This is a genomic window from Janthinobacterium sp. EB271-G4-3-2 (assembly GCF_020858035.1).
GTDB lineage: Bacteria > Pseudomonadota > Gammaproteobacteria > Burkholderiales > Burkholderiaceae_D > Janthinobacterium > Janthinobacterium aestuarii.
The window spans coordinates 95,641-115,243 of record NZ_JACYMG010000003.1 but is presented as its reverse complement, the minus strand read 5'-3'; the positions used below and the strand labels follow the sequence as shown (position 1 = coordinate 115,243).

18 protein-coding genes are annotated in these 19,603 nt (G+C 61.9%); 16 read left to right on the top strand and 2 right to left on the bottom strand.

Annotated elements, in window-relative coordinates; all coding sequences use genetic code 11:
* The first annotated feature begins 21 nt into the window (after window positions 1-21).
* The 6 genes from accD to IGS55_RS08335 all read left to right on the top strand — a co-directional run bounded on the left by accD (window position 22) and on the right by IGS55_RS08335 (window position 6,718).
* The gene (gene accD / locus IGS55_RS08360) at window positions 22-894 is read left to right on the top strand and encodes an acetyl-CoA carboxylase, carboxyltransferase subunit beta (protein ID WP_010400390.1); all 873 of its coding nucleotides are present in this window, start codon (window positions 22-24) and stop codon (window positions 892-894) included.
* A gap of 101 nt (window positions 895-995) precedes the next feature.
* Complete coding sequence (gene folC, locus IGS55_RS08355) at window positions 996-2,294, top strand: bifunctional tetrahydrofolate synthase/dihydrofolate synthase (RefSeq protein WP_230517346.1); 1,299 nt, start codon at window positions 996-998, stop codon at window positions 2,292-2,294.
* A 24-nt stretch (window positions 2,295-2,318) separates the two neighbouring features.
* A complete protein-coding gene (locus IGS55_RS08350; RefSeq protein ID WP_230517345.1) occupies window positions 2,319-3,290 on the top strand; it encodes an SPOR domain-containing protein in 972 nt (323 codons plus the stop codon).
* Between the two features lie 20 nt (window positions 3,291-3,310).
* Entirely contained in the window at window positions 3,311-3,799 is a 489-nt protein-coding gene (locus tag IGS55_RS08345) for a CvpA family protein (protein WP_046685790.1), read from the top strand.
* Window positions 3,800-3,837: 38 nt separating this feature from the next.
* Window positions 3,838-5,361, top strand: coding sequence for an amidophosphoribosyltransferase (gene purF / locus IGS55_RS08340; protein WP_034750508.1), 1,524 nt, complete (start codon window positions 3,838-3,840; stop codon window positions 5,359-5,361).
* A 109-nt stretch (window positions 5,362-5,470) separates the two neighbouring features.
* Entirely contained in the window at window positions 5,471-6,718 is a 1,248-nt protein-coding gene (locus IGS55_RS08335; protein WP_230517344.1) for a cystathionine gamma-synthase family protein, read from the top strand.
* A gap of 217 nt (window positions 6,719-6,935) precedes the next feature.
* On the opposite strand, the gene lexA is transcribed toward IGS55_RS08335, so the two are convergent.
* Window positions 6,936-7,571, bottom strand: coding sequence for a transcriptional repressor LexA (gene lexA, locus IGS55_RS08330; protein ID WP_034750502.1), 636 nt, complete (start codon window positions 7,569-7,571; stop codon window positions 6,936-6,938).
* A gap of 275 nt (window positions 7,572-7,846) precedes the next feature.
* On the opposite strand from lexA, the gene rpsF reads away from it, so the two are divergent.
* The 7 genes from rpsF to IGS55_RS08295 all read left to right on the top strand — a co-directional run bounded on the left by rpsF (window position 7,847) and on the right by IGS55_RS08295 (window position 12,649).
* Entirely contained in the window at window positions 7,847-8,236 is a 390-nt protein-coding gene (gene rpsF, locus IGS55_RS08325) for a 30S ribosomal protein S6 (RefSeq protein WP_034750499.1), read from the top strand.
* Between the two features lie 20 nt (window positions 8,237-8,256).
* Complete coding sequence (priB, locus tag IGS55_RS08320; protein ID WP_034783455.1) at window positions 8,257-8,556, top strand: primosomal replication protein N; 300 nt, start codon at window positions 8,257-8,259, stop codon at window positions 8,554-8,556.
* A gap of 25 nt (window positions 8,557-8,581) precedes the next feature.
* A complete protein-coding gene (gene rpsR / locus IGS55_RS08315) occupies window positions 8,582-8,872 on the top strand; it encodes a 30S ribosomal protein S18 (RefSeq protein WP_010400024.1) in 291 nt (96 codons plus the stop codon).
* A 27-nt stretch (window positions 8,873-8,899) separates the two neighbouring features.
* Window positions 8,900-9,355 carry a 50S ribosomal protein L9 gene (gene rplI, locus IGS55_RS08310; RefSeq protein ID WP_034783456.1) on the top strand — a complete coding sequence of 152 codons (456 nt, stop codon included), beginning with the start codon at window positions 8,900-8,902 and terminating at the stop codon, window positions 9,353-9,355.
* Window positions 9,356-9,490: 135 nt separating this feature from the next.
* Window positions 9,491-10,876, top strand: a complete 1,386-nt coding sequence (locus IGS55_RS08305) for a replicative DNA helicase (RefSeq protein WP_034750488.1) — start codon at window positions 9,491-9,493, stop codon at window positions 10,874-10,876.
* Between the two features lie 93 nt (window positions 10,877-10,969).
* Complete coding sequence (locus IGS55_RS08300; RefSeq protein WP_010400015.1) at window positions 10,970-11,596, top strand: DUF47 domain-containing protein; 627 nt, start codon at window positions 10,970-10,972, stop codon at window positions 11,594-11,596.
* A gap of 39 nt (window positions 11,597-11,635) precedes the next feature.
* A complete protein-coding gene (locus tag IGS55_RS08295) occupies window positions 11,636-12,649 on the top strand; it encodes an inorganic phosphate transporter (protein ID WP_128142328.1) in 1,014 nt (337 codons plus the stop codon).
* Window positions 12,650-12,820: 171 nt separating this feature from the next.
* Here IGS55_RS08295 and IGS55_RS08290 read toward each other — a convergent pair whose 3' ends face one another.
* Window positions 12,821-13,717, bottom strand: a complete 897-nt coding sequence (locus IGS55_RS08290; RefSeq protein WP_230517343.1) for an MBL fold metallo-hydrolase — start codon at window positions 13,715-13,717, stop codon at window positions 12,821-12,823.
* 198 nt (window positions 13,718-13,915) lie between these two features.
* On the opposite strand from IGS55_RS08290, the gene IGS55_RS08285 reads away from it, so the two are divergent.
* The 3 genes from IGS55_RS08285 (at window position 13,916) to IGS55_RS08275 (ending at window position 19,590) form a co-directional block, all read left to right on the top strand.
* Window positions 13,916-15,538 carry a GAF and HD-GYP domain-containing protein gene (locus IGS55_RS08285; RefSeq protein ID WP_230517342.1) on the top strand — a complete coding sequence of 541 codons (1,623 nt, stop codon included), beginning with the start codon at window positions 13,916-13,918 and terminating at the stop codon, window positions 15,536-15,538.
* Between the two features lie 50 nt (window positions 15,539-15,588).
* Complete coding sequence (locus IGS55_RS08280) at window positions 15,589-17,790, top strand: CHASE2 domain-containing protein (protein WP_230517341.1); 2,202 nt, start codon at window positions 15,589-15,591, stop codon at window positions 17,788-17,790.
* A gap of 189 nt (window positions 17,791-17,979) precedes the next feature.
* A complete protein-coding gene (locus IGS55_RS08275) occupies window positions 17,980-19,590 on the top strand; it encodes a ShlB/FhaC/HecB family hemolysin secretion/activation protein (RefSeq protein WP_230517340.1) in 1,611 nt (536 codons plus the stop codon).
* Window positions 19,591-19,603 lie beyond the last annotated feature (13 nt).

The window sequence follows — 19,603 nt, the reverse complement described above, 5'->3', positions numbered from 1 at the left end:
ACAAGGGCCCAAGGAGAAAATATGAGTTGGTTGGAAAAACTGCTGCCACCGCGCATCCAGCGTTCTGATGCTGCCGCGCGCAAAACCATGCCGGAAGGCCTGTGGGTCAAGTGCCCGTCGTGCGAAGCCGTGCTGTACCGTACGGACCTGGAATCGAATCTGCACGTGTGCCCGAAATGCGACCACCACATGCGCATCCGCGCGCGTGAACGCCTCGACAGCCTGCTCGACGCGGGCGGCCGCTATGAAATCGGCCAGGAAATCCTGCCCGTCGATACCTTGAAATTCAAGGACAGCAAGAAATACCCTGACCGCCTGAAGTCCGCCATGGAAGCGACGGGCGAGACGGATGCGATGGTCGTCATGGGCGGCGCCATCATGAGCCTGCCGGTAGTGGTGGCGTGCTTCGAATTCGAATTCATGGGCGGCTCCATGGGCTCCGTCGTGGGCGAGCGCTTCGTGCGCGGCGCGCAAATCGCGCTGGAACAGAAAGTGCCGTTCATTTGCATCACCGCCACCGGTGGCGCGCGCATGCAGGAAGGCTTGCTGTCCCTGATGCAGATGGCGAAAACCACGGCCATGCTGACCAAGCTGTCCGAAAAGAAATTGCCATTCATCAGCGTGCTGACCGACCCGACCATGGGCGGCGTGTCCGCCTCGTTCGCCTTCATGGGCGACGTCGTCATCGCCGAACCAAAAGCGCTGATCGGCTTTGCCGGCCCGCGCGTGATTGAAAACACCGTGCGCGAAAAACTGCCGGAAGGCTTCCAGCGCGCCGAGTTCCTCGTCACCAAGGGCGCCGTCGACATGATCGTCGACCGCCGCAAGATGCGCGAAGAAATCGCCCGTCTGCTGGCCTTGTTGCAAAACCAGGCTGTGGAAGTGTTGGCGTAACGCCAAAGTAACAGGCCGGGCGGTGTCCTGCGGACCCGCCCGGTTGCCACGCAACACCGTCTCCGCGCCTCGCGCACTGTCTCCTCATCAAGAAGTCTCCCATGCAAAACCTCCCCACCACCTTGCCGGACTGGCTCGCCATGCTGGAAACCCGCCATTCGGAAACCCAGATCAACATGGGCCTGGACCGCGTGCAAGCCGTCAAGGCGCGCATGCAGCTGGCGTTTACTTGCCCCGTGATCATGGTGGCGGGCACGAATGGCAAGGGTTCCACCTGCGCCATGCTGGAATCGGTACTGTTGCGCGCTGGCTACAAAGTAGGGCTGTACATCAAGCCGCATTTTCTCGATTTTAATGAGCGCGCCCGCGTGCTGGGCGAGATGGCCAGCGACGAACAGATCGTCGCCGGCTTCCACTTTGTTGAAGCCGTGCGCGGCGACACGCCGCTCACGTATTTCGAATTCACCACCCTGGCGATTTTGCACCTGCTGTCGCAGGCGAAGCTGGACGTGGCCATCCTGGAAGTGGGCCTGGGCGGGCGCCTGGACGCCGTCAACGTGATCGATGCCGACGTGGCCATCGTCACCAGCGTCGACATCGACCACACGGATTACCTGGGCGACACGCGCGAAGCGATCGGCTTTGAAAAGGCCGGTATCTTCCGTCCGGGCAAGGCGGCCATCTGCAGCGACCCCGTGCCGCCGCAATCGCTGATCGACCATGCCGAGGCCATCGGCGCCGACCTGTGGCTGATGGGCCGCGATTTCAATTACTCGGGCGACAAGCAGCAGTGGAACTACGGCGGGCGCGAGCAGCGCCGCAATTCGCTCGCGTATCCAAGCTTGCGTGGCGCCAACCAGATCCTCAATGCGACGGCCGTGCTGGCCGCGCTGGAAGTGCTGAAGCTGAAGCTGCCCGTGGGTGCGCAGGAAGTGCGCACGGGCCTCGTGACGGTGGAACTGCCGGGCCGCTTCCAGGTCTTGCCTGGCCGCCCCAGCGTGATCCTCGACGTGGCGCACAACCCGCACGCGGCCTCGGCATTGAACCAGAACCTCGGCAATATGGGTTTCCACCCGTACACCTATGCCGTGTTCGGCTCCATGCAGGACAAGGATATCGATGGCGTATTGGCCGCGATGAGCGAACACGTCGATCACTGGTGTCTGACGGGCCTGCCGTCGCCGCGCGCGGCCACGGCTTCCGAGCTGGCCGCCAAGGTGCAGATCATGCTCGAAGATAAGCCCGACAGCAGCGAACATACTGTGTCTATTTTCGATGATCCGGCACAAGCTTTTGCAAATGCAATGAGCCGGGCCGGTGAGAATGATAGAATTGTGGTCTTTGGTTCTTTCCTCACCGTAGCCGGCGTGATGAAGGCCCGAAAATCCTCACTTCACTGAAACGCACTCGACTGAAAATCACGCATGGGCTTGTTCTCGAAACTGTTTAAAAACAAGCAAGAATCCTCTGGCGAAGACAGCGGCTTTTATGTCCCTGGCGAAGCACAGTCGCCGACCCGCAAGCGCGCCGCCAACACGGCCGGTGGCGGCGGATCGCGCCGTGGCGGCAAGGAAGCGCCGGATCCGGTCTTGCCTGAAAAAAAGCGCGCACGCCGCCGCCTGGTCGGGGCCATTGCCCTGGCCCTGGGCGTGGCCGTCGGCTTGCCGATGCTGCTCGATTCCGAGCCGAAGGCGCCGTTCAACGATATCGCCATCGATATTCCGTCGAAGGAAAAGGCCGTCGCGCCTGCACCGGCGCCCGTGCCGGCCGTCCCGGCCCAGGCCGCAGCGAATGGCCTGGACCAGTCCGAGGAAATCGTCGATGCGCCGCTGCCGCCTGCGGCCAAGCCGACCCCTGCACCGACACCCGCACCGGCCCCCGTGCTGGCCGCCGCGCAGCCCGCACCGGTCAAACCGACCTATGTGGAACCGAAACCCGAGCCCAAGCCTGAACCCAAGCCGGTCAAGGTGGAACCGAAGCACGAAACCAAGCCGGAGCCGAAACACGAACCCAAGCCTGAGCCCAAGCATGAAGTAAAGCCGGAAGCCAAGCCCGAGCCGAAGCCTGCCAAACCGGCGCAATCGGCCGACGATGCCGCGCGCGCGCTGGCGATTCTGGAAGGCAAGCCGCAAGAGAAAGCACAAGACAAGGCACATGACGCGGGCAGCGGCAAGTTCGTGGTGCAGGTGGCGGCGCTGGCGACGCAGGACAAGGTCGACGAATTGCAGTACAAGCTGCGCGATGCGGGCATCAAGTCGTACACGCAGAAAGTCTCGAGCCCGGCGGGCGAGCGCATCCGCGTGCGCGTGGGGCCGTTCGGCAGCCGCGAAGACGCTGAAAAGACCCGCGCCAAGCTGCAAAAGCTGGGCCTGGGCGGCAGCCTGGTACCGGCGTGATGTTGCAAGGCTGAACGCGCGTGACGATCTTCGATTACCTGGTGCTGTTCGTGCTGGTGACGTCCGTGCTGATCAGCATGATGCGTGGCCTGGTCAAGGAAATCCTGTCATTGGTCAGCTGGATCGTGGCGTTCGTCATTGCCAACGCCTATGGCGCTACCCTGGCGAAATTCCTGCCGGAAGCCGTGCCTGGCGAAGCCATCCGTTTGTTGCTGGCTTTCGTCGTGCTGTTCATCGGCGTGCGCATTTTGATGGGATTGTTGTCCATGACGGTCGACGCGCTCGTCAAGGTGACGGGCCTGAGCCTGGCCGACCGCACCCTGGGCACTCTGTTCGGTGTGGCGCGGGGCCTTGTGATCGTGCTGACCGCCGTCATCTTGTGTGGCATGACTTCCATACCGCAGCAGCCATTCTGGAAAAATGCGCAGCTCAGCCCGCTCGCCGAGCAGGGCGCGCGCGCCATCAAGCCTTATCTGCCTGCCGCTTACGCGCAGCATGTGAAATTTTGAATTTTTTTAAAATCAGTAGCACAGTTTAGGAGCACACCATGTGTGGCATCGTCGGCGTCGTTTCCCATCAACCTGTCAATCAATTGCTCTATGATGCATTGTTGCTCTTGCAACATCGCGGTCAGGACGCGGCAGGGATTGCGACCAATCACAGCAGTATGTTTTCCATGCACAAAGCCAACGGCCTCGTGCGTGACGTCTTCCGTACGCGCAACATGCGTTCGCTGCAAGGCACGACGGGCATCGGCCATTGCCGCTACCCGACGGCCGGTTCGTCGAGCGAAGAGGAAGCACAACCGTTCTATGTGAATGCGCCGTTCGGCATCACCTTGGCGCACAATGGCAACCTGACCAACTGGGAGCAGTTGAAGCTGGAAATGTTCAAGAACGACCGCCGCCACATCAATACCGATTCCGATTCGGAAGTGCTGCTTAACGTGCTGGCGCATGAAATCCAGGAAGCGACGACGGGCCTGAACCTGGACCCGGAAGCCATCTTCAAGGCCGTTACCGTGCTGAACCGCCGCGTCAAGGGCGGTTACGCCGCCGTTGCGCAAATCGCCGGCGTGGGCTTGCTGGCCTTCCGCGATCCGCATGGCATCCGTCCGTTGTGCCTGGGCATCAATGAAACGGAGCAAGGTCCCGAATACCTGATCGCTTCCGAATCCGTGGCCCTGGAAGGCATGGGCTTCCGCTTCGTGCGCGACATCGGTCCCGGCGAAGCCGTCTTTATCGATGCCGACAAGAAATTGCACAGCGCCCAGTGCGCCGACAATGCGAGCCTGAACCCGTGCGTGTTCGAATTCGTCTACCTGGCCCGTCCCGACTCCGTCATCGACGGCGCTTCCGTGTACGCCACGCGCCTGAAAATGGGCGAATACCTGGCCGAAAAGATCCGCGCCGAACTGCCGGGCGTGCATATCGACGTGGTCATGCCGATTCCCGATTCCTCGCGTCCGGCCGCCATCCAGCTGGCCATGGCGCTGAACATCGAATACCGCGAAGGCTTCATCAAGAACCGCTACATCGGCCGTACCTTCATCATGCCGGGCCAGGCGGCGCGCAAGAAATCCGTGCGCCAGAAGCTCAACGCGATCCCCTCCGAATTCAAGGATAAAGTCGTGCTGCTGGTCGACGATTCCATCGTGCGCGGCACCACCAGCCGTGAAATCGTGCAGATGGCGCGCGAAGCGGGCGCGACGAAGGTCATCTTCGCTTCGGCCGCGCCGCCGGTGATCTACCCGAACGTGTACGGCATCGACATGCCGACGCGCGACGAGCTGATCGCCTACGGCCGCACGACGGAAGAAGTGTGCCGCGAAATCACGGCCGACTACCTGGTGTACCAGGATATCGGCGCGCTGAAGCAGGCGATCGCCGACGTCAACCCGGCCCTGACGAACTTCGAGGCCTCGTGCTTCGATGGCGTCTACGTGACGGGCGACGTGTCGCAGGAATACCTGGACCGCCTGGAATATGCGCGCCACCATCCGAAGGCGGCAGCGCCCGAAGATACGCCGCGTTCCCAGCTGAACCTGAACCTCGCTACTACCGAGGCTTGATTCTAGGCCCGGCTATTGCCGGGCTTTTTTTTCGGGGTCAGATCCGCTGGGTCTGACCCCGGCACTTGCCTTGGGTTAAGCGGCAAGACGAGTATTTGGAACTTCCACCATGACCACCAAAAAAAACTACGGCTTCACCACCACCATCCTGCACAACGACCGCCGCAAGGGGATCGAACACGGCTCGCTGCACAAGCCCGTGCATACTTCCGTTGCTTTCGGTTACGCCGATGCGCGCCAGCTCGCGTCCGTGTTCCAGGGCAAGGAAGCGGGTTTCCGCTACGGTCGCCAGGGCAACCCGACCGTTTCCGCGCTGGAAGACAAGATCAACAAGATGGAAGACGGCGTGGCGACCTTGTGCTTCGCCACCGGCATGGGCGCCATCGGCGCCGTCGTGCAATCGCTGCTGCGCGCGGGTGACCATGTCGTGTCGTCGGCCTTTTTGTTTGGCAACACCAACAGCCTGTGGCAAACGGTGACGGGGCAGGGCATGGCCGTGTCGTTCGTCGACGCCACGGACGTCGCCAACGTGGCGGCCGCCATTACGCCGGCCACGCGCATCGTGTTCGTGGAAACCATCGCCAATCCGCGCACGCAAATCGCCGACCTGAAAAAAATCGGCGACTTGTGCCGCGAAAAGGGCATTTTGTACATCGTCGACAACACGATGACGACGCCATATCTGTTCCGCCCCAAAGCCGTGGGCGCGGGCCTGGTGGTCAATGCCTTGACGAAATCCATCGGCGGCCACGGCAATGCCCTGGGCGGCAGCTTGACGGACACGGGCGTGTTCGACTGGACGCAGTATCCGAACATCTTTGAAAATTACAAGAAGGCGGCGCCGGCCCAGTGGGGCATCGCGCAAATCCGCGCCAAGGCCTTGCGCGACTTCGGCGCTTCGCTGGGGCCGGAAGCGGCGCACCATATCGCTGTCGGCGCGGAAACCATGGCTTTGCGCATGGACCGCACCTGCTCGAACGCTTTGGCGCTGGCCACCATGCTGCAGGCCGACCCGAGAGTGGCGGCCGTGCATTACCCGGGCCTGGCGTCGCACCCGCAGCACGCGCTGGCGACGGACTTGTTCCGCAGCTATGGTTCCTTGTTCAGCTTTGAGCTGAAGGATGGCATCGACTGCTTCGATTTCCTCAATCGTTTGAACCTGGCCATTCCCGCGAGCAACCTCGGCGACACGCGCACCCTCGTCATTCCCGTCGCCCACACGATTTTCTATGAGATGGGTGCCGAGCGGCGCGCCAGCATGGGCATCGCCGAATCGCTGATCCGCGTCTCCGTCGGTATCGAGGATGAGGTGGATCTGCTTGAGGATTTCCGCCAGGCACTCGCACTCGATGTATAAGTAGCCGGATAAATGAAAAGGGTCGCAACAGTCATGCTGTTGCGGCCCTTTGTTTTTCGCCGTTCAATGGTAATGTCTTCGTGCCTTCAGAAACCGTAGCGAGCAAGCCCAATATCGGGTTGAGTAGCGGAGCTGTACATTGTACGGGGGCGCCCAGCTAGCGAGCAACGGATGCCCGAGAGTGGGCTGCGCAGTAGGTTTATGAGGGCGCGCTCAATCAATGCCAGCTGCGCATCAGCCCCACGGCCAAACCTTCCAGGGCAAACTCGTCTTCCGGCGACACGGTGATCACCTTGAAGTCCGGGTTTTCCGGCAGCAGTTCGATGACGGAGCCCGTCTTCTTGTAGCGCTTGACGGTGACTTCGTCGCCGATGCGGGCGACGACGATCTGGCCATTCTTGGCGCTGTCGACCTTTTTGACGGCCAGCAAGTCGCCATCCATGATGCCGGCGTCGCGCATGGACCAGCCGCGCACCTTCAGCAGGAAGTCGGGTTTGGCCGAGAACAGGGCCGGGTCCACGTTGTAGCTCGCTTCCAGGTTTTCCTGGGCCAGGATGGGCGAACCGGCAGCCACGCGGCCGATCAGGGGCAGCGACATCAGCAGCGCCGCCGGCACTTTCGATGGCGGTGCTTCTGCCGCCGCGCCGATCAGGCGGATGCCGCGCGAGGTGCCGGGCGAAATCTCGATCGCGCCCTTGCGGGCCAGGGCCTGCAAATGCTCTTCGGCCGCATTGGCCGATTTGAAACCCAGTTCATTGGCGATTTCGGCACGGGTAGGAGGAAAGCCCGTGTTTTCAATCGCGTCCTTGATCAGGTTCAGGATTTGTTCTTGTCGTGCTGTCAGCTTGATCATGAGCGGTGGGTGCATACTAAAATGCTGTCTATATGAACAGTCTGTATTTTTGTACAGTATCGCCCACTATGCAAGGGGATTTCCGTGTTTTAGGCGAATTTCGCAAGAAATACTTGTCCACGGGCGGAAAGCACGGTGGCGCGCGGGCTTTTCGGGCGCCGGCGCAAGCAATGATTGAAACGTTTGCAAAAGGCGGTTATAATCTTCGGCTGACCTTCCCACACCCGTCTTGACGCCGGGGTGGGCGATTATCAATCCGACCTGAAGGAGTTTGCATGCGTCATTATGAAATAGTCTTTATCGTCCATCCGGACCAAAGCGAGCAAGTGCCCGCGATGATCGAACGCTACAAAGCCAGCGTAACCACCCGCGGCGGTTCGGTTCACCGCGTGGAAGATTGGGGCCGCCGTCAAATGGCTTACTCGATCCAAAAGCTGCCTAAAGCACACTACATCTGCCTGAACATCGAATGCGACAACGAGACCCTGGTCGAGTTGGAAACAGCATTCAAATTCAATGATGCCGTGTTGCGTCACCTGACCGTTAAAATGAAGAAAGCTGAAACAGCTCCTTCGCCGATGATGAAATCGGTACAACGCGAAGACGCGGCCAAAAGCCACCGCACCGAAGCACCAGCAGCCGCTCCAGCCGCAGCAGCAGCTTAATTCTTGACCAGGATCGTGCGCTGAACCAGCTACAAGTCACCGCCATCATTGCCGAGCGCGAAATATTGCGCTATACCCCGGCAGGGCTGCCGATTGTGAATGCAGTATTGCAACACAGTTCGCAGCAGATGGAAGCAGGGATTGCCCGTTTGACCGAGTTTGATGTTGCCGCGCTAGCCGCTGGCGAAATCTCAGGCAGGTTCAGTCAGGCAAGCTTGGGCGGGGTGTATCAGTTCACGGGTTTCCTGGCCAGGAAGAGCCGCAACAGCAAGAGTTTGGTGTTTCACATCATTGATTTTAGTGCAGTCAATTCTGACTAGCGCATTTTAGATACAGGAGCCTGACATGGCATTCGGTAAAAAGTTCGACAAAAATAAGCTCAAGCTTAAAGAAAAACGCAAACAGCAAAACCCGTTGTTCAAACGCAAGAAGTTCTGCCGCTTCACCGCAGCTCACGTTGAGCAAGTCGACTATAAAGACGTCGACACGCTGAAAGACTTCGTCCAAGAAAACGGCAAGATCATGCCAGCACGCCTGACCGGTACCAAAGCGCACTACCAGCGCCAAGTTGACACCGCAATCAAGCGCGCTCGCTTCCTCGCGCTGCTGCCATACACCGATCTGCACCACGCTTAATCGGTCAGATATTCCTGGAGAAGAACTATGCAAATCATTCTGTTAGAAAAAGTTGTTAACGTCGGTAACCTCGGCGAAGTCGTCAAAGTCAAAGACGGTTACGCACGTAACTTCCTGATCCCACAACGCCTGGCACGTCGTGCCACGGCAACCGCTGTGGCTGAATTCGAAGTCAAGCGCGCCGAACTGGAAAAAGCTGCTGCCGCCAAACTGGCCGCATCGCAAGCCCAGGGCGAAAAACTGAGCGGCCTGACCGTTCAAGTTGCTCAAAAAGCTGGTGTTGATGGCCGTCTGTTCGGTTCCGTCACCAACTTCGACATCGCTGAAGCGCTGACCAAGCAAGGTTTTGCTGTTGAAAAAGCACAAATCCGCATGCCTACCGGCCCGCTGAAGATCGTTGGCGAGCACAACGTTTCGGTTGCTCTGCACACCGACGTGGTCGTGGAAGTTGTTATCGCTGTCGTTCCAGACGCGAACGCGTAATTGTCTGCGGGCCTGGCCCGCAAGCATTGCCGCACTATGAAAAGCCGGGTTCGCCCGGCTTTTTTGTGGCCTTTTTTTCGCTCAATTTCAGCCCTTTATTTTTGCCAGCACGCCGAAGCGGGTATAATTCGCGCCATGAACGCCCCCTCTGATCCGCAACTGGATTCCCTCCGTATTCCGCCGCATTCGATCGAAGCAGAACAATCCGTCATCGGTGGTCTGCTGCGCGACAATGCCGCGTATGACCGCATCGCCGACTTCATGCATGCGGAGGATTTCTATCGCTATGACCATCGCATCATCTTCGAGCAAATCGTCAAGATGGTTAACGCTTCCAAGCCAGCCGATGTCATTACTGTTTTTGAAACCCTGACCCAGCTCGGCAAGGCCGATGACGTGGGCGGACTCGCTTACCTGAACGCCATGGCGCAAAACACGCCATCGGCCGCGAACATCCGGCGCTACGCCGAGATCGTGCGCGACCGCGGCGTGCTGCGCAAGCTCATCACCGTCGCCGACGATATCTCCGGCACGGCCTTCAGCCCGCAAGGCAAGGAAGTCAAGCAGATGCTTGACGAGGCCGAATCGAAGATTTTCGCCATCGCCGAAGAAGGCGCGCGCGGCGCCCAGGGCTGGACCGCCATCCAGCCCCTGCTGACGCAAGTGGTCGAACGCATCGACGAACTGTACAGCCGCGACAATCAGAGTGAAATCACGGGCGTGCCCACCGGTTTCATCGACCTCGACCGCATGACCTCGGGTCTGCAGCCGGGCGACCTGGTGATCGTGGCGGGCCGTCCTTCGATGGGCAAGACGGCGTTTTCCGTCAACATCGGCGAAAACGTGGCCATCGACAGCGGCTTGCCCGTGGCCGTGTTCTCGATGGAGATGGGCGGCGCCCAGCTGGCCATGCGTATGCTCGGCTCCGTCGGACAGCTGGACCAGCACCGTTTGCGTACTGGCCGCCTGAACGACGAAGACTGGCCGCGCCTGACGAATGCGATCCAGAAGATGAACGACGCGCAGTTGTACATCGATGAAACGCCGGCGCTCAATTCCATCGAATTGCGCGCCCGCTCGCGCCGTTTGTCGCGTCAATGCGGCAAGCTGGGCCTGATCATCGTCGATTACTTGCAACTGATGTCGGCCAATACGCCGGGCGACAACCGCGCCACGGAGATTTCCGAGATTTCGCGGGGCTTGAAAGGCCTGGCGAAAGAACTCGGATGCCCCGTGATCGCGCTGTCCCAGCTGAACCGCTCGCTGGAACAACGCCCGAACAAACGTCCTGTCATGTCCGACTTGCGCGAATCGGGCGCTATTGAGCAGGATGCCGACGTGATCCTGTTCATTTACCGCGACGAGGTGTATAACCCCGACTCGCCGGACAAGGGAACGGCCGAAATCATCATCGGTAAACAACGTAACGGTCCAATCGGCAGCATCCGCCTCACCTTCATGGGGCAGTACACCAAATTTGGCAATTACAGTGGTGGCCTGGCGCTTTACCAAGGCGACTAAGACTCAGCAGCACTGGCAATTCCATCGGCCGCCCCGGCAACGGGGCGGCTTTCTGTAGTAAATAACACGACTCAATGCTTAACGGAGAATGACATGTTTGGACGCTTGATGCCCACTGAGGGCAAGTTTTTTGAATTGTTTAACCAGCACGCGGAACTGTGCGTCAAGGGCGCCAAAGAGATGCTCGGCCTGATGACCAATTTCGACGACCTGGAAAACCGCGTGCATGCGATCGAAAGCATCGAGAAACAGGCGGACAAAGTCACCTACGCCACCGTGGAAATGCTGCACAAGACCTTCATCACGCCGATCGACCGCGATGACATCCATCAGCTGATCACGCGCCAGGACGACATCCTCGACCTGCTGGAAGATGCGGCGCAAACCGTCTCGCTGTACGACCTGAAGGCCGTCACGCCGGAAGCCAAGCGCCTGGCCGAACTGGTGCTGGCCTGTACCGAAAAAGTGCGCGACGCCGTCGCCATGCTGCACAACATGGACAACTCGCGCAAGATCGTCGCCATCTGCGAAGAGATCGACCGCCTGGAATCGGATGCCGACCACGTGATGCGCGCCGCCATGTCCAAGCTGTTCCGCGACGAACCGGACGTGCGCAACCTGATCAAGCTGAAAGCGATCTACGAAATTCTGGAAACCGTGACCGACCGTTGCGAAGACGTGTCCAATATTATCGAAGGCATCATCGTCGAAAACGCGTAAGCGTTGGGCCTGTCCTGAACCAGAATCAGAAAAGAAACTATAATGACCATACAAATCAGCATCTACGTGCTAGGCCTGTTGATCGTCCTGGCGCTGCTGTTTGACTTCATGAACGGCTTCCACGATGCCGCCAACGCGATTGCCACGGTGGTCTCGACGGGCGTATTGAAACCGCAGACCGCGGTTGCCATGGCCGCCACGTTCAACTTCGTCGCCATCTTCGTGTTCCACCAGCTGACCGTGGCCGCCACGGTGGGCAAGGGCACCATCGATCCGGCAGTGATCGACCAGTACGTGATCTTCGGCGCGCTGATGGGCGCCATCTTCTGGAATTTGTTTACCTGGTACTACGGCATTCCATCGTCGTCCTCGCACGCCCTGATCGGCGGCCTGGTGGGCGCAGCCGTCGCCAAGTCCGGCACGGGCGCGCTGGTCGCGGCCGGCCTGTGGAAAACCGTCGCCTTCATCGTCATCGCACCGGTACTGGGCTTCGTGTTCGGCTCCATCATGATGCTGATCGTGTCATGGATATTCGTGCGTTCGACGCCGCGCAAGGTCGACAAGTGGTTCCGCCGTTTGCAGCTGGTCTCGGCGGCCGCCTACAGCCTGGGCCACGGCGGCAACGATGCGCAGAAAACCATCGGCATCATCTGGATGCTGCTGATCGCCGCCGGCTACTCCAGTTCGGCCGACGCCATGCCGCCGATGTGGGTCATCATCTCGTGCTACACGGCCATCAGCTTTGGCACCCTGTTCGGTGGCTGGCGCATCGTCAAGACCATGGGCCAGAAGATCACCAAGCTGAAACCGGTCGGCGGCTTCTGCGCCGAAACGGGCGGCGCGATCACCCTGTTCGTTTCGACGGCGCTGGGTATTCCCGTGTCGACCACGCACACCATCACGGGCGCCATCGTCGGCGTCGGCTCGTCGCAGAAGATGTCGGCCGTGCGCTGGGGCGTGGCGGGCAACATCGTCTGGGCCTGGATATTCACTATTCCCGCCTCCGCGTTTGTTGCCGCAGTCGCCTGGTGGATTGGCCAGCATATCATGTAAGGCACCTCTGCAAACCTACTGCGCAGCCCACTATCGAATCTCCGTTGCTCACTGTACTAAAGTACAGCTCCGCTACTCAATCCGATATCGGGCTTGCTCGCTACGGTTTTCAGAGGGCCTTGGCCAACTAGGCGCATGTATAAAAAAAGGGAACCAAAAGGTTCCCTTTTTTTATGCGCCGGCCAGTTCCACCGTCAGTCCCTCGCTGGCGAGGAACACTTGCAAACCGGCCAGGCGGCTGCTGTAGCGGCCCATCACGTCGGCAAACACGGCTTCGAGCTGCTCGTCGCTGCGGGTCGGTTCGTGGTGGGTGCAGTACAGGCGCCGCGCGCCGCAGCGCAGGGCCAGGTCGAAGGCGGCGTCGAAGGTGCCGTGGCCCCAGCCCTGCTTGCCCGGGTATTCCTCGCGCGTGTACGAGCAATCCATGATCAGCGCGTCGACGCCGGCGACGAGCGCGTCGATGCCGGCCTGTCGCTGCGCATTGCGCGCCGCGCAGGCCGCATGCTCGGCGTGGCCGGGCGGATGCAGGTTGTAGAACGGTTCATGGTCGCCGCTGAAAAACAGCGAGGCGCCGCCGCAGTCGATGCGGTAGCCGAGGTTGACGACAGGATGGTTCATTTCCGCGCCGCGCACGCGCGCGCCGCCCACGTCGACGGCTTCGCCGGGCGCCAGGGTGCGGTACTCGATGCTGGCCGCCATGGCCGCTTCGCTGACGGGAAAATAGCTGCCTTGCAGCTGCACCGCCATCACGTGCTCGATGCCGCGCCCGCTGATGCCGTCAAAGGCGCCATGCAGGCGCATGCGGTTGCCGGCCACGAACAGAGGCGAGAACATGGGCAAGCCGTGGATGTGGTCCCAGTGGCTGTGCGTGATGAAGACGTGCGCGTCGACGGGCTGGCCCGGCGGCAGTTGCTGTGCCAGCGAAAAGATGCCGCTGCCCGCATCGAGAATGATCAGGCTATCGTTGTCGGTGCGCACCTCGATGCACGTGGTGTTGCCGCCATAGCGCGCCGTGCGCGGGCCGGGGGAGGGGATGGAGCCGCGCACGCCCCTGAACGTGAATTTCATTCAGTACCTTGTTACAGTGTAATTATTGTTGATTCTATTCTAATTAATGAGATTGGCGGCAACATTTATGCGTGTTGTGATACGGAAAGTAATTTCATTTTGTTGTGACTAAGTAATGTACAGTGCGCGGGACGGCCGTTACACTGGCGCTTGCCGACTTCCCCTTTTTTGCTTGTCCATTACCTGATTGCCACCAACATGCCTCAGTTGCACCCTGAGAAAATCGCCCACAGACTGGAGCAATTGACCGAACTCAGCGTCGCGCTCGGCCACGGCCTGGGCGGCGAGGGACACGACATTGGCGCGCTGTTGCAGCGCATCGTGCTGCTGGCGAAAGGCATGAGCGGCGCCGATGGCGCCACCCTGTACCGGCCCGCGCTCGAGGGCCGCCAGCTGGCGTTCGACATCAGCGTCAACGACAGTCTGGGCATCGCGCAGGGGGCGGACATGGGCTTGCCTGGCGTGCCCCTGTTCGATGGCGCGGACCAGCCCAACCTGGCATCGGTGGCCGCGTATGCGGCGAACATGCGCCGCAGCGTGAATATCGCCGACGTCTACCGCGACGAGGTCTTCAATTTTTCCGGCATGCGCGAGTTCGACCGCCACCACGGCTACCACACGCAATCGATCCTGACGGTGCCCATGAGCGACCATGAGGGCGACTTGATCGGCGTGCTGCAGCTGGTCAATGCCAAGGATGGCGAGACGGGCCAGGTGCGCGCCTTTTCCTCCACCGACCAGCGCTTCATCGAGGCGCTGGCCGCGCAGGCGGGCGTGGCGCTGACGAATCAATTGCTGATCTCGCAGCTGGAAGAGCTGCTCGAATCGCTCGTTACCCTGATCAATATCGGCATCGATGAAAAGTCGCCGTACACGGGACGGCATTGCCAGTTCGTGCCCGAACTGACGATGCTGCTGGCCGACGCCGCGCACGCCACGCAAACAGGGCCGCTGGCCGATTTCCGGCTCAGCGACAACGAGCGTAAGCAGCTGTGGCTGGCCGGCCTGCTGCACGACTGCGGCAAGATCACCACGCCCGTGCACGTGGTCGACAAGGCCACCAAGCTGGAAACCATTTTCGACCGCATCGCCCTGATCGACACGCGCTATGAAGTCCTGCTGCGCGACGCCGAGATCGCGGCCCTGCGCCAGCAGGCGGCGCAGCCGCGGCAAAAAGAGGCCATCGCCCATGCGCTGGCACTGGAACAGGCCGCGCTGCGCGAAGAGCGCGACTTCATCCGCACGGTGAACATCGGCGGCGAGAGCATGGCGCATGCCGACCAGGAGCGCGTGCGGCAGATCGCCAGGCGCCGCTGGCGCGCGGCTGACGGCGAACTGCGCGATTTTCTCGACGCCGACGAGACGGAAAACCTGACCATCCGCGCCGGCACGCTGACGGCGGCCGAGCGTGCCATCGTCAACAACCATATCAGCGTGTCGATCCGCATGCTCGAAGCGCTGCCGTGGCCCAAGCACCTGCAAAAGGTGCCCGAATACGCGGGCGGCCACCACGAGCGCATGGATGGCAAGGGCTATCCGCGCGGGCTGACGAAAGAGCAGATGTCGGTGCCGGCGCGCCTGATGGCCATCGCCGACATTTTCGAGGCGCTGACGGCGCGCGACCGGCCTTACAAGAAGGGCAAGTCGCTGTCCGAATCGCTGCGCATCCTCGGCAATTTCAGCCTGAACGGGCATATCGACCCGGAGCTGTTCGACGTTTTCATCCGCAGCAAAGTGTATCTGACCTTCGCTGAAAAGCACATGCATCCGAGCCAGATCGATGCCGTCGACGAGGCGGCCATTCCGGGCTATACCCCGTGACGCTGTCGCTGGCCTGGCGCAAGCATGGGGTGCGAACGCTGCTGGGCATAATGCTGACCTTGGCGGCTGCCGTGCTGTGCCTGGCGGGCAACGACACGATCGCGCGGTTGGACGCCATGCTGGGTGACTGGCGCATGCGCGCGGAAACGCCGCAGCTCGACCGCCGCATCGTCATCGTCGACATCGACGAGCAAAGCCTGGCCCGGGTGGGCCGTTTTCCCTGGAGCCGCGATGTGCAGGCGCGCCTGGTGCGCCAGCTCACCGGGCATTACGGCGTGGCCGCGCTGGGCTTCGATATTGCGTTTCCCGAAGCGGACACCAGTTCCGGCTACGCCGTGCTGCAAGGACTGGCGCAGGGCGAACTGGCGGGCGTGGCCGGCTTGCCTGCGCAGCTGGAAAAACTGCGCCCGGCCATGGATTACGATGGCCTGTTCGCCGAAGCCATGCGGGGCCGGCCCGTGGTGCTCGGCTACAGCGTCTCGGCGCAGCAAAGGAAGGGCGTGCTGCCCAAGCCCGCCTTTACCGTCGCGGACTTGAACGGGCGCACGGTGACGGCTTACGTGGCGCGCGGCTACGAAGCCAATATCGCGCCCCTGCAGGCCGCCGCGCAGGGCGCCGGCATTTTCACGGCGCTGACCGATGCCGATGGCGTCGTGCGTTCCTCGACCCTGCTTGCGCGCATCGGCGACGGCTATTATCCTTCGCTGTCGCTGGCCACCGTCGCCGTCTACCTGCAGGCGCGCGCCATCGCCCCCCGTTTCACGGGCACGGCCGATACCCTGTCGGCGCGCGAACTGGCCAGCGGCGGCCTCGAACACATCATGCTGTTTACGCCGCGCGGCGCGCTGGCGATCCCCGTGGGCGAAGCCTTGACGACGACGGTGCAGTACCGCGGCGCGGGCGGTCCCGATGGCGGCGCCTTCCGTTACGTGTCGGCGTCCGACGTGCTGGCCGGCACGGTGCCCCCCGCGCTGCTCAAGGGGGCCATCGCGCTGGTGGGCACGACGGCGCCCGGCTTGAACGATATCCGCGCCACGCCCGTGAATGCCGAATATCCGGGGGTGGAGGTGCACGCCAACCTGATCAAGTCCATGCTCGACGGGCGCTTCAAGGCGCGGCCCGATTATGCGCTGGCGCTCGAACTGGTGCAGATCGTGCTGTTTGGCCTGCTGCTGGCGGGCGCCCTGGCCGTGCTGCCGCCGGCCGGCGTGATGCTGGCGACGCTGGGCGCGCTGGCGGCCGCCATCGGCATCAACCTGTACCTGTACGCCGCGCACGACCTGGTGCTGGGCGGCGCCGTGCTGCTGTTGCTGATCGTTGCGCTGTTCATCGCCAACCTGGCATGGGGTTACTTTTTCGAGGTGCGCAAGGGACGCGCGCTGGTGGCGCGCTTCGGCGAATACGTGGCGCCCGAGCTGGTGGCCGAGATGGCCGACGATCCGCGCCGCTACACGATGGAGGGCGAGAACCGCGAACTGACGGTGCTGTTTGCCGACGTGCGCGGTTTCACGGCCATTTCCGAGCAACTGGCGCCGGCCGCCCTGCGCGAATACATCAATGCATACCTGACGGCCATGTCGGAAGATATCCGCGACAGCCATGGCGGCACCCTGGACAAATACATCGGCGACGCCGTGATGGCATTCTGGGGCGCGCCCGTCGCCTTTGGCGATCACGCCAGCCGTGCCGTGGCCAGCGCCCTGCTGATGCAGGCCAGCGCGGCGCGGCTGAACCGGCAGTTTTGCGCACGCGGCTGGCCGGCGCTGCGCATCGGCATCGGCATCAATACGGGGCCCATGCATGTGGGCGACATGGGTTCGCGCATCCGCCGCGCCTATACCGTGATGGGCGACAGCGTCAACCTGGCCGCGCGCCTGGAAGGGGCCAGCAAGCTGTATGGCGTGGGCATCGTCGTGGGCGAGGCCACGCGCGCCGCCGCCCCGGACTTTCTATACCGCGAGCTCGACCGCGTCAGAGTGGTGGGCAAGCAGGAAGCGGTGGCCATTTTCGAGCCGCGCTGCCCGCTGGCCGGCGCCGCTGCCGCCGAACTGGCGCAGCTCGAGCGATGGCATGCCGTGCTGGCCAGTCTGCGCGCGCGCGACTGGGCGGCGGCTGGCGCGCAGCTGGCCCGCCTGCGGGCGGACTTTCCCGACGATGGCTTGTACGTGCTGTACGCGGCGCGCCTGGAGCAATACCAGAACGCGCCGCCGCCCGCCGGCTGGGATGGCGTGACGGAATTGCATAGCAAATAGGCCGGCCATTGCGGCATTTTTCACCATTCTCGGCGCACTGTTTGTTGCGTTGCGATAAAAATCAGGGGGAAATGTTAGAAATTTCTGACTGGAAACTAAAAGCCGTCTAAAATTTGTCTTCAATCCATTGTCGGACATGCAGGCGCCCGCGGGCCGCGCGCTTGTCCGGTTACACCAGAAATCCTTCACATGACATATCGTTTGGTGCACCTGCTTGCGGGTTCCGCGCTGCTGTTCGCCGTCGGCGCCGCCGGCGCTGCCGTTTCCATGGATGACGCCGCTCCTGCCGCGCAGGAAGACGGCGTGCCGCGCTTCGAAATCCGCCGTTTCGACGTCCAGGGCAATACCCTGCTCACGTCCGCGCAGGTGCAAGCCCTGCTGGCGCCCTTTACGGGCGTGCAGCGCGATTTTTCCGACATCGCCCGCGCCGTCGAGGCGCTGGAATCGGCTTACCGCGAGCGCGGTTACAGCGCCGTGCAGGTGCAATTGCCCGAGCAGGAACTGGAACGGGGCGTGGTGCGCCTGAGCGTGCTGCAAACGCCGCTGGGCAAGCTCGCCATCAGCGGCAACGCGTATGTCGACGAGGCCAACGTGCGGCGCGCCTTGCCAGCCCTGCGCGAAGGCGAGACGCCGAACCTGCCGGCCCTGTCGCAAAGCCTGAAGCTGGCCAATGAAAACCCGGCGCGCAAGATCGAAGTGCGCCTGCAGGCCGATGAACCGGCAGGCACCATCGATGCCCTCGTCACGGTGGCCGATGAAAAGCCCTGGAAAGCCATGCTCAACGTGGACAATACGGGGAATGCGCAAACGGGCAAGACGCACGTGGGCGTGGTGCTCCAGCATGCCAATCTGTTTGGCCGCGACCATGTCGCCAGCCTGCAATACACGAGCAGCCTGGAAAAGCCGGACAAGGTGGGCGTGTATGGCGCCGGTTATCACTTGCCGCTGTATGCGCTGGGCGACTCGATGGACTTTTTCGCCAGCTATTCGAACGTCGATTCGGGCAGTGTCTCGGCCGGCATCTTCGACCTGGCCGTCAGCGGCCAGGGCAGCATGGCCGGCATCCGCTACAACCAGAACTTTGCCCGCAGCGGCGACTTCGAACCCAAGCTCGTGTACGGCATCGATTACAAGGCTTACCGCAACAGCGTGCAGCTGTTCGGCATGGAACTGGGCGCCGACGTCACCGTGCATCCGCTCAGCGTCAGCTACATCGGCAACTGGACCTTGCCCACGGGCGAGACAAGCGTGGCGGTCACCTTTGCGCACAATATCCCTGGCGGCAAGCACGGCGCGCAAGCCGATTTCGACCGGGTGCGCGCGCATGCGAAGGCCGCCTACAACACCTTGCGACTGAGCGCCAGCACGGGGCGCGTGCTGGCCGGCGACTGGCAGTGGCGCGCGCTCGTCAATGCGCAAGTCACGCCGGACGCGCTGGTGCCGGGCGAGCAGTTCGGCGCCGGCGGCGCCGCGTCCGTGCGCGGCTTTGCCGAGCGCGAGGTATCGAACGATTCGGGCGTCAACCTGAACCTGGAATGGTACACGCCGAACTGGTGCGGCCGGGCGCTCGGCTACCAGTGCCGCGCGCTGGCGTTCTATGACACGGCCTGGCTGCGCCGCAACCATGCGCTGCCTGGCGAAAGCGCGTCGCAAGGCATCGGCAGCGGTGGCCTCGGCCTGCGTTTGCTGCTGAGCCGCGACGCCAATCTGCAACTCGATTACGCCCATGTCGTCAATGGCGGCGACACGGGACAGCGGGGCGCCAACCGCCTGCATTTCCGCCTCGCCTTGGCCTACTAGTATCAGGATGAAC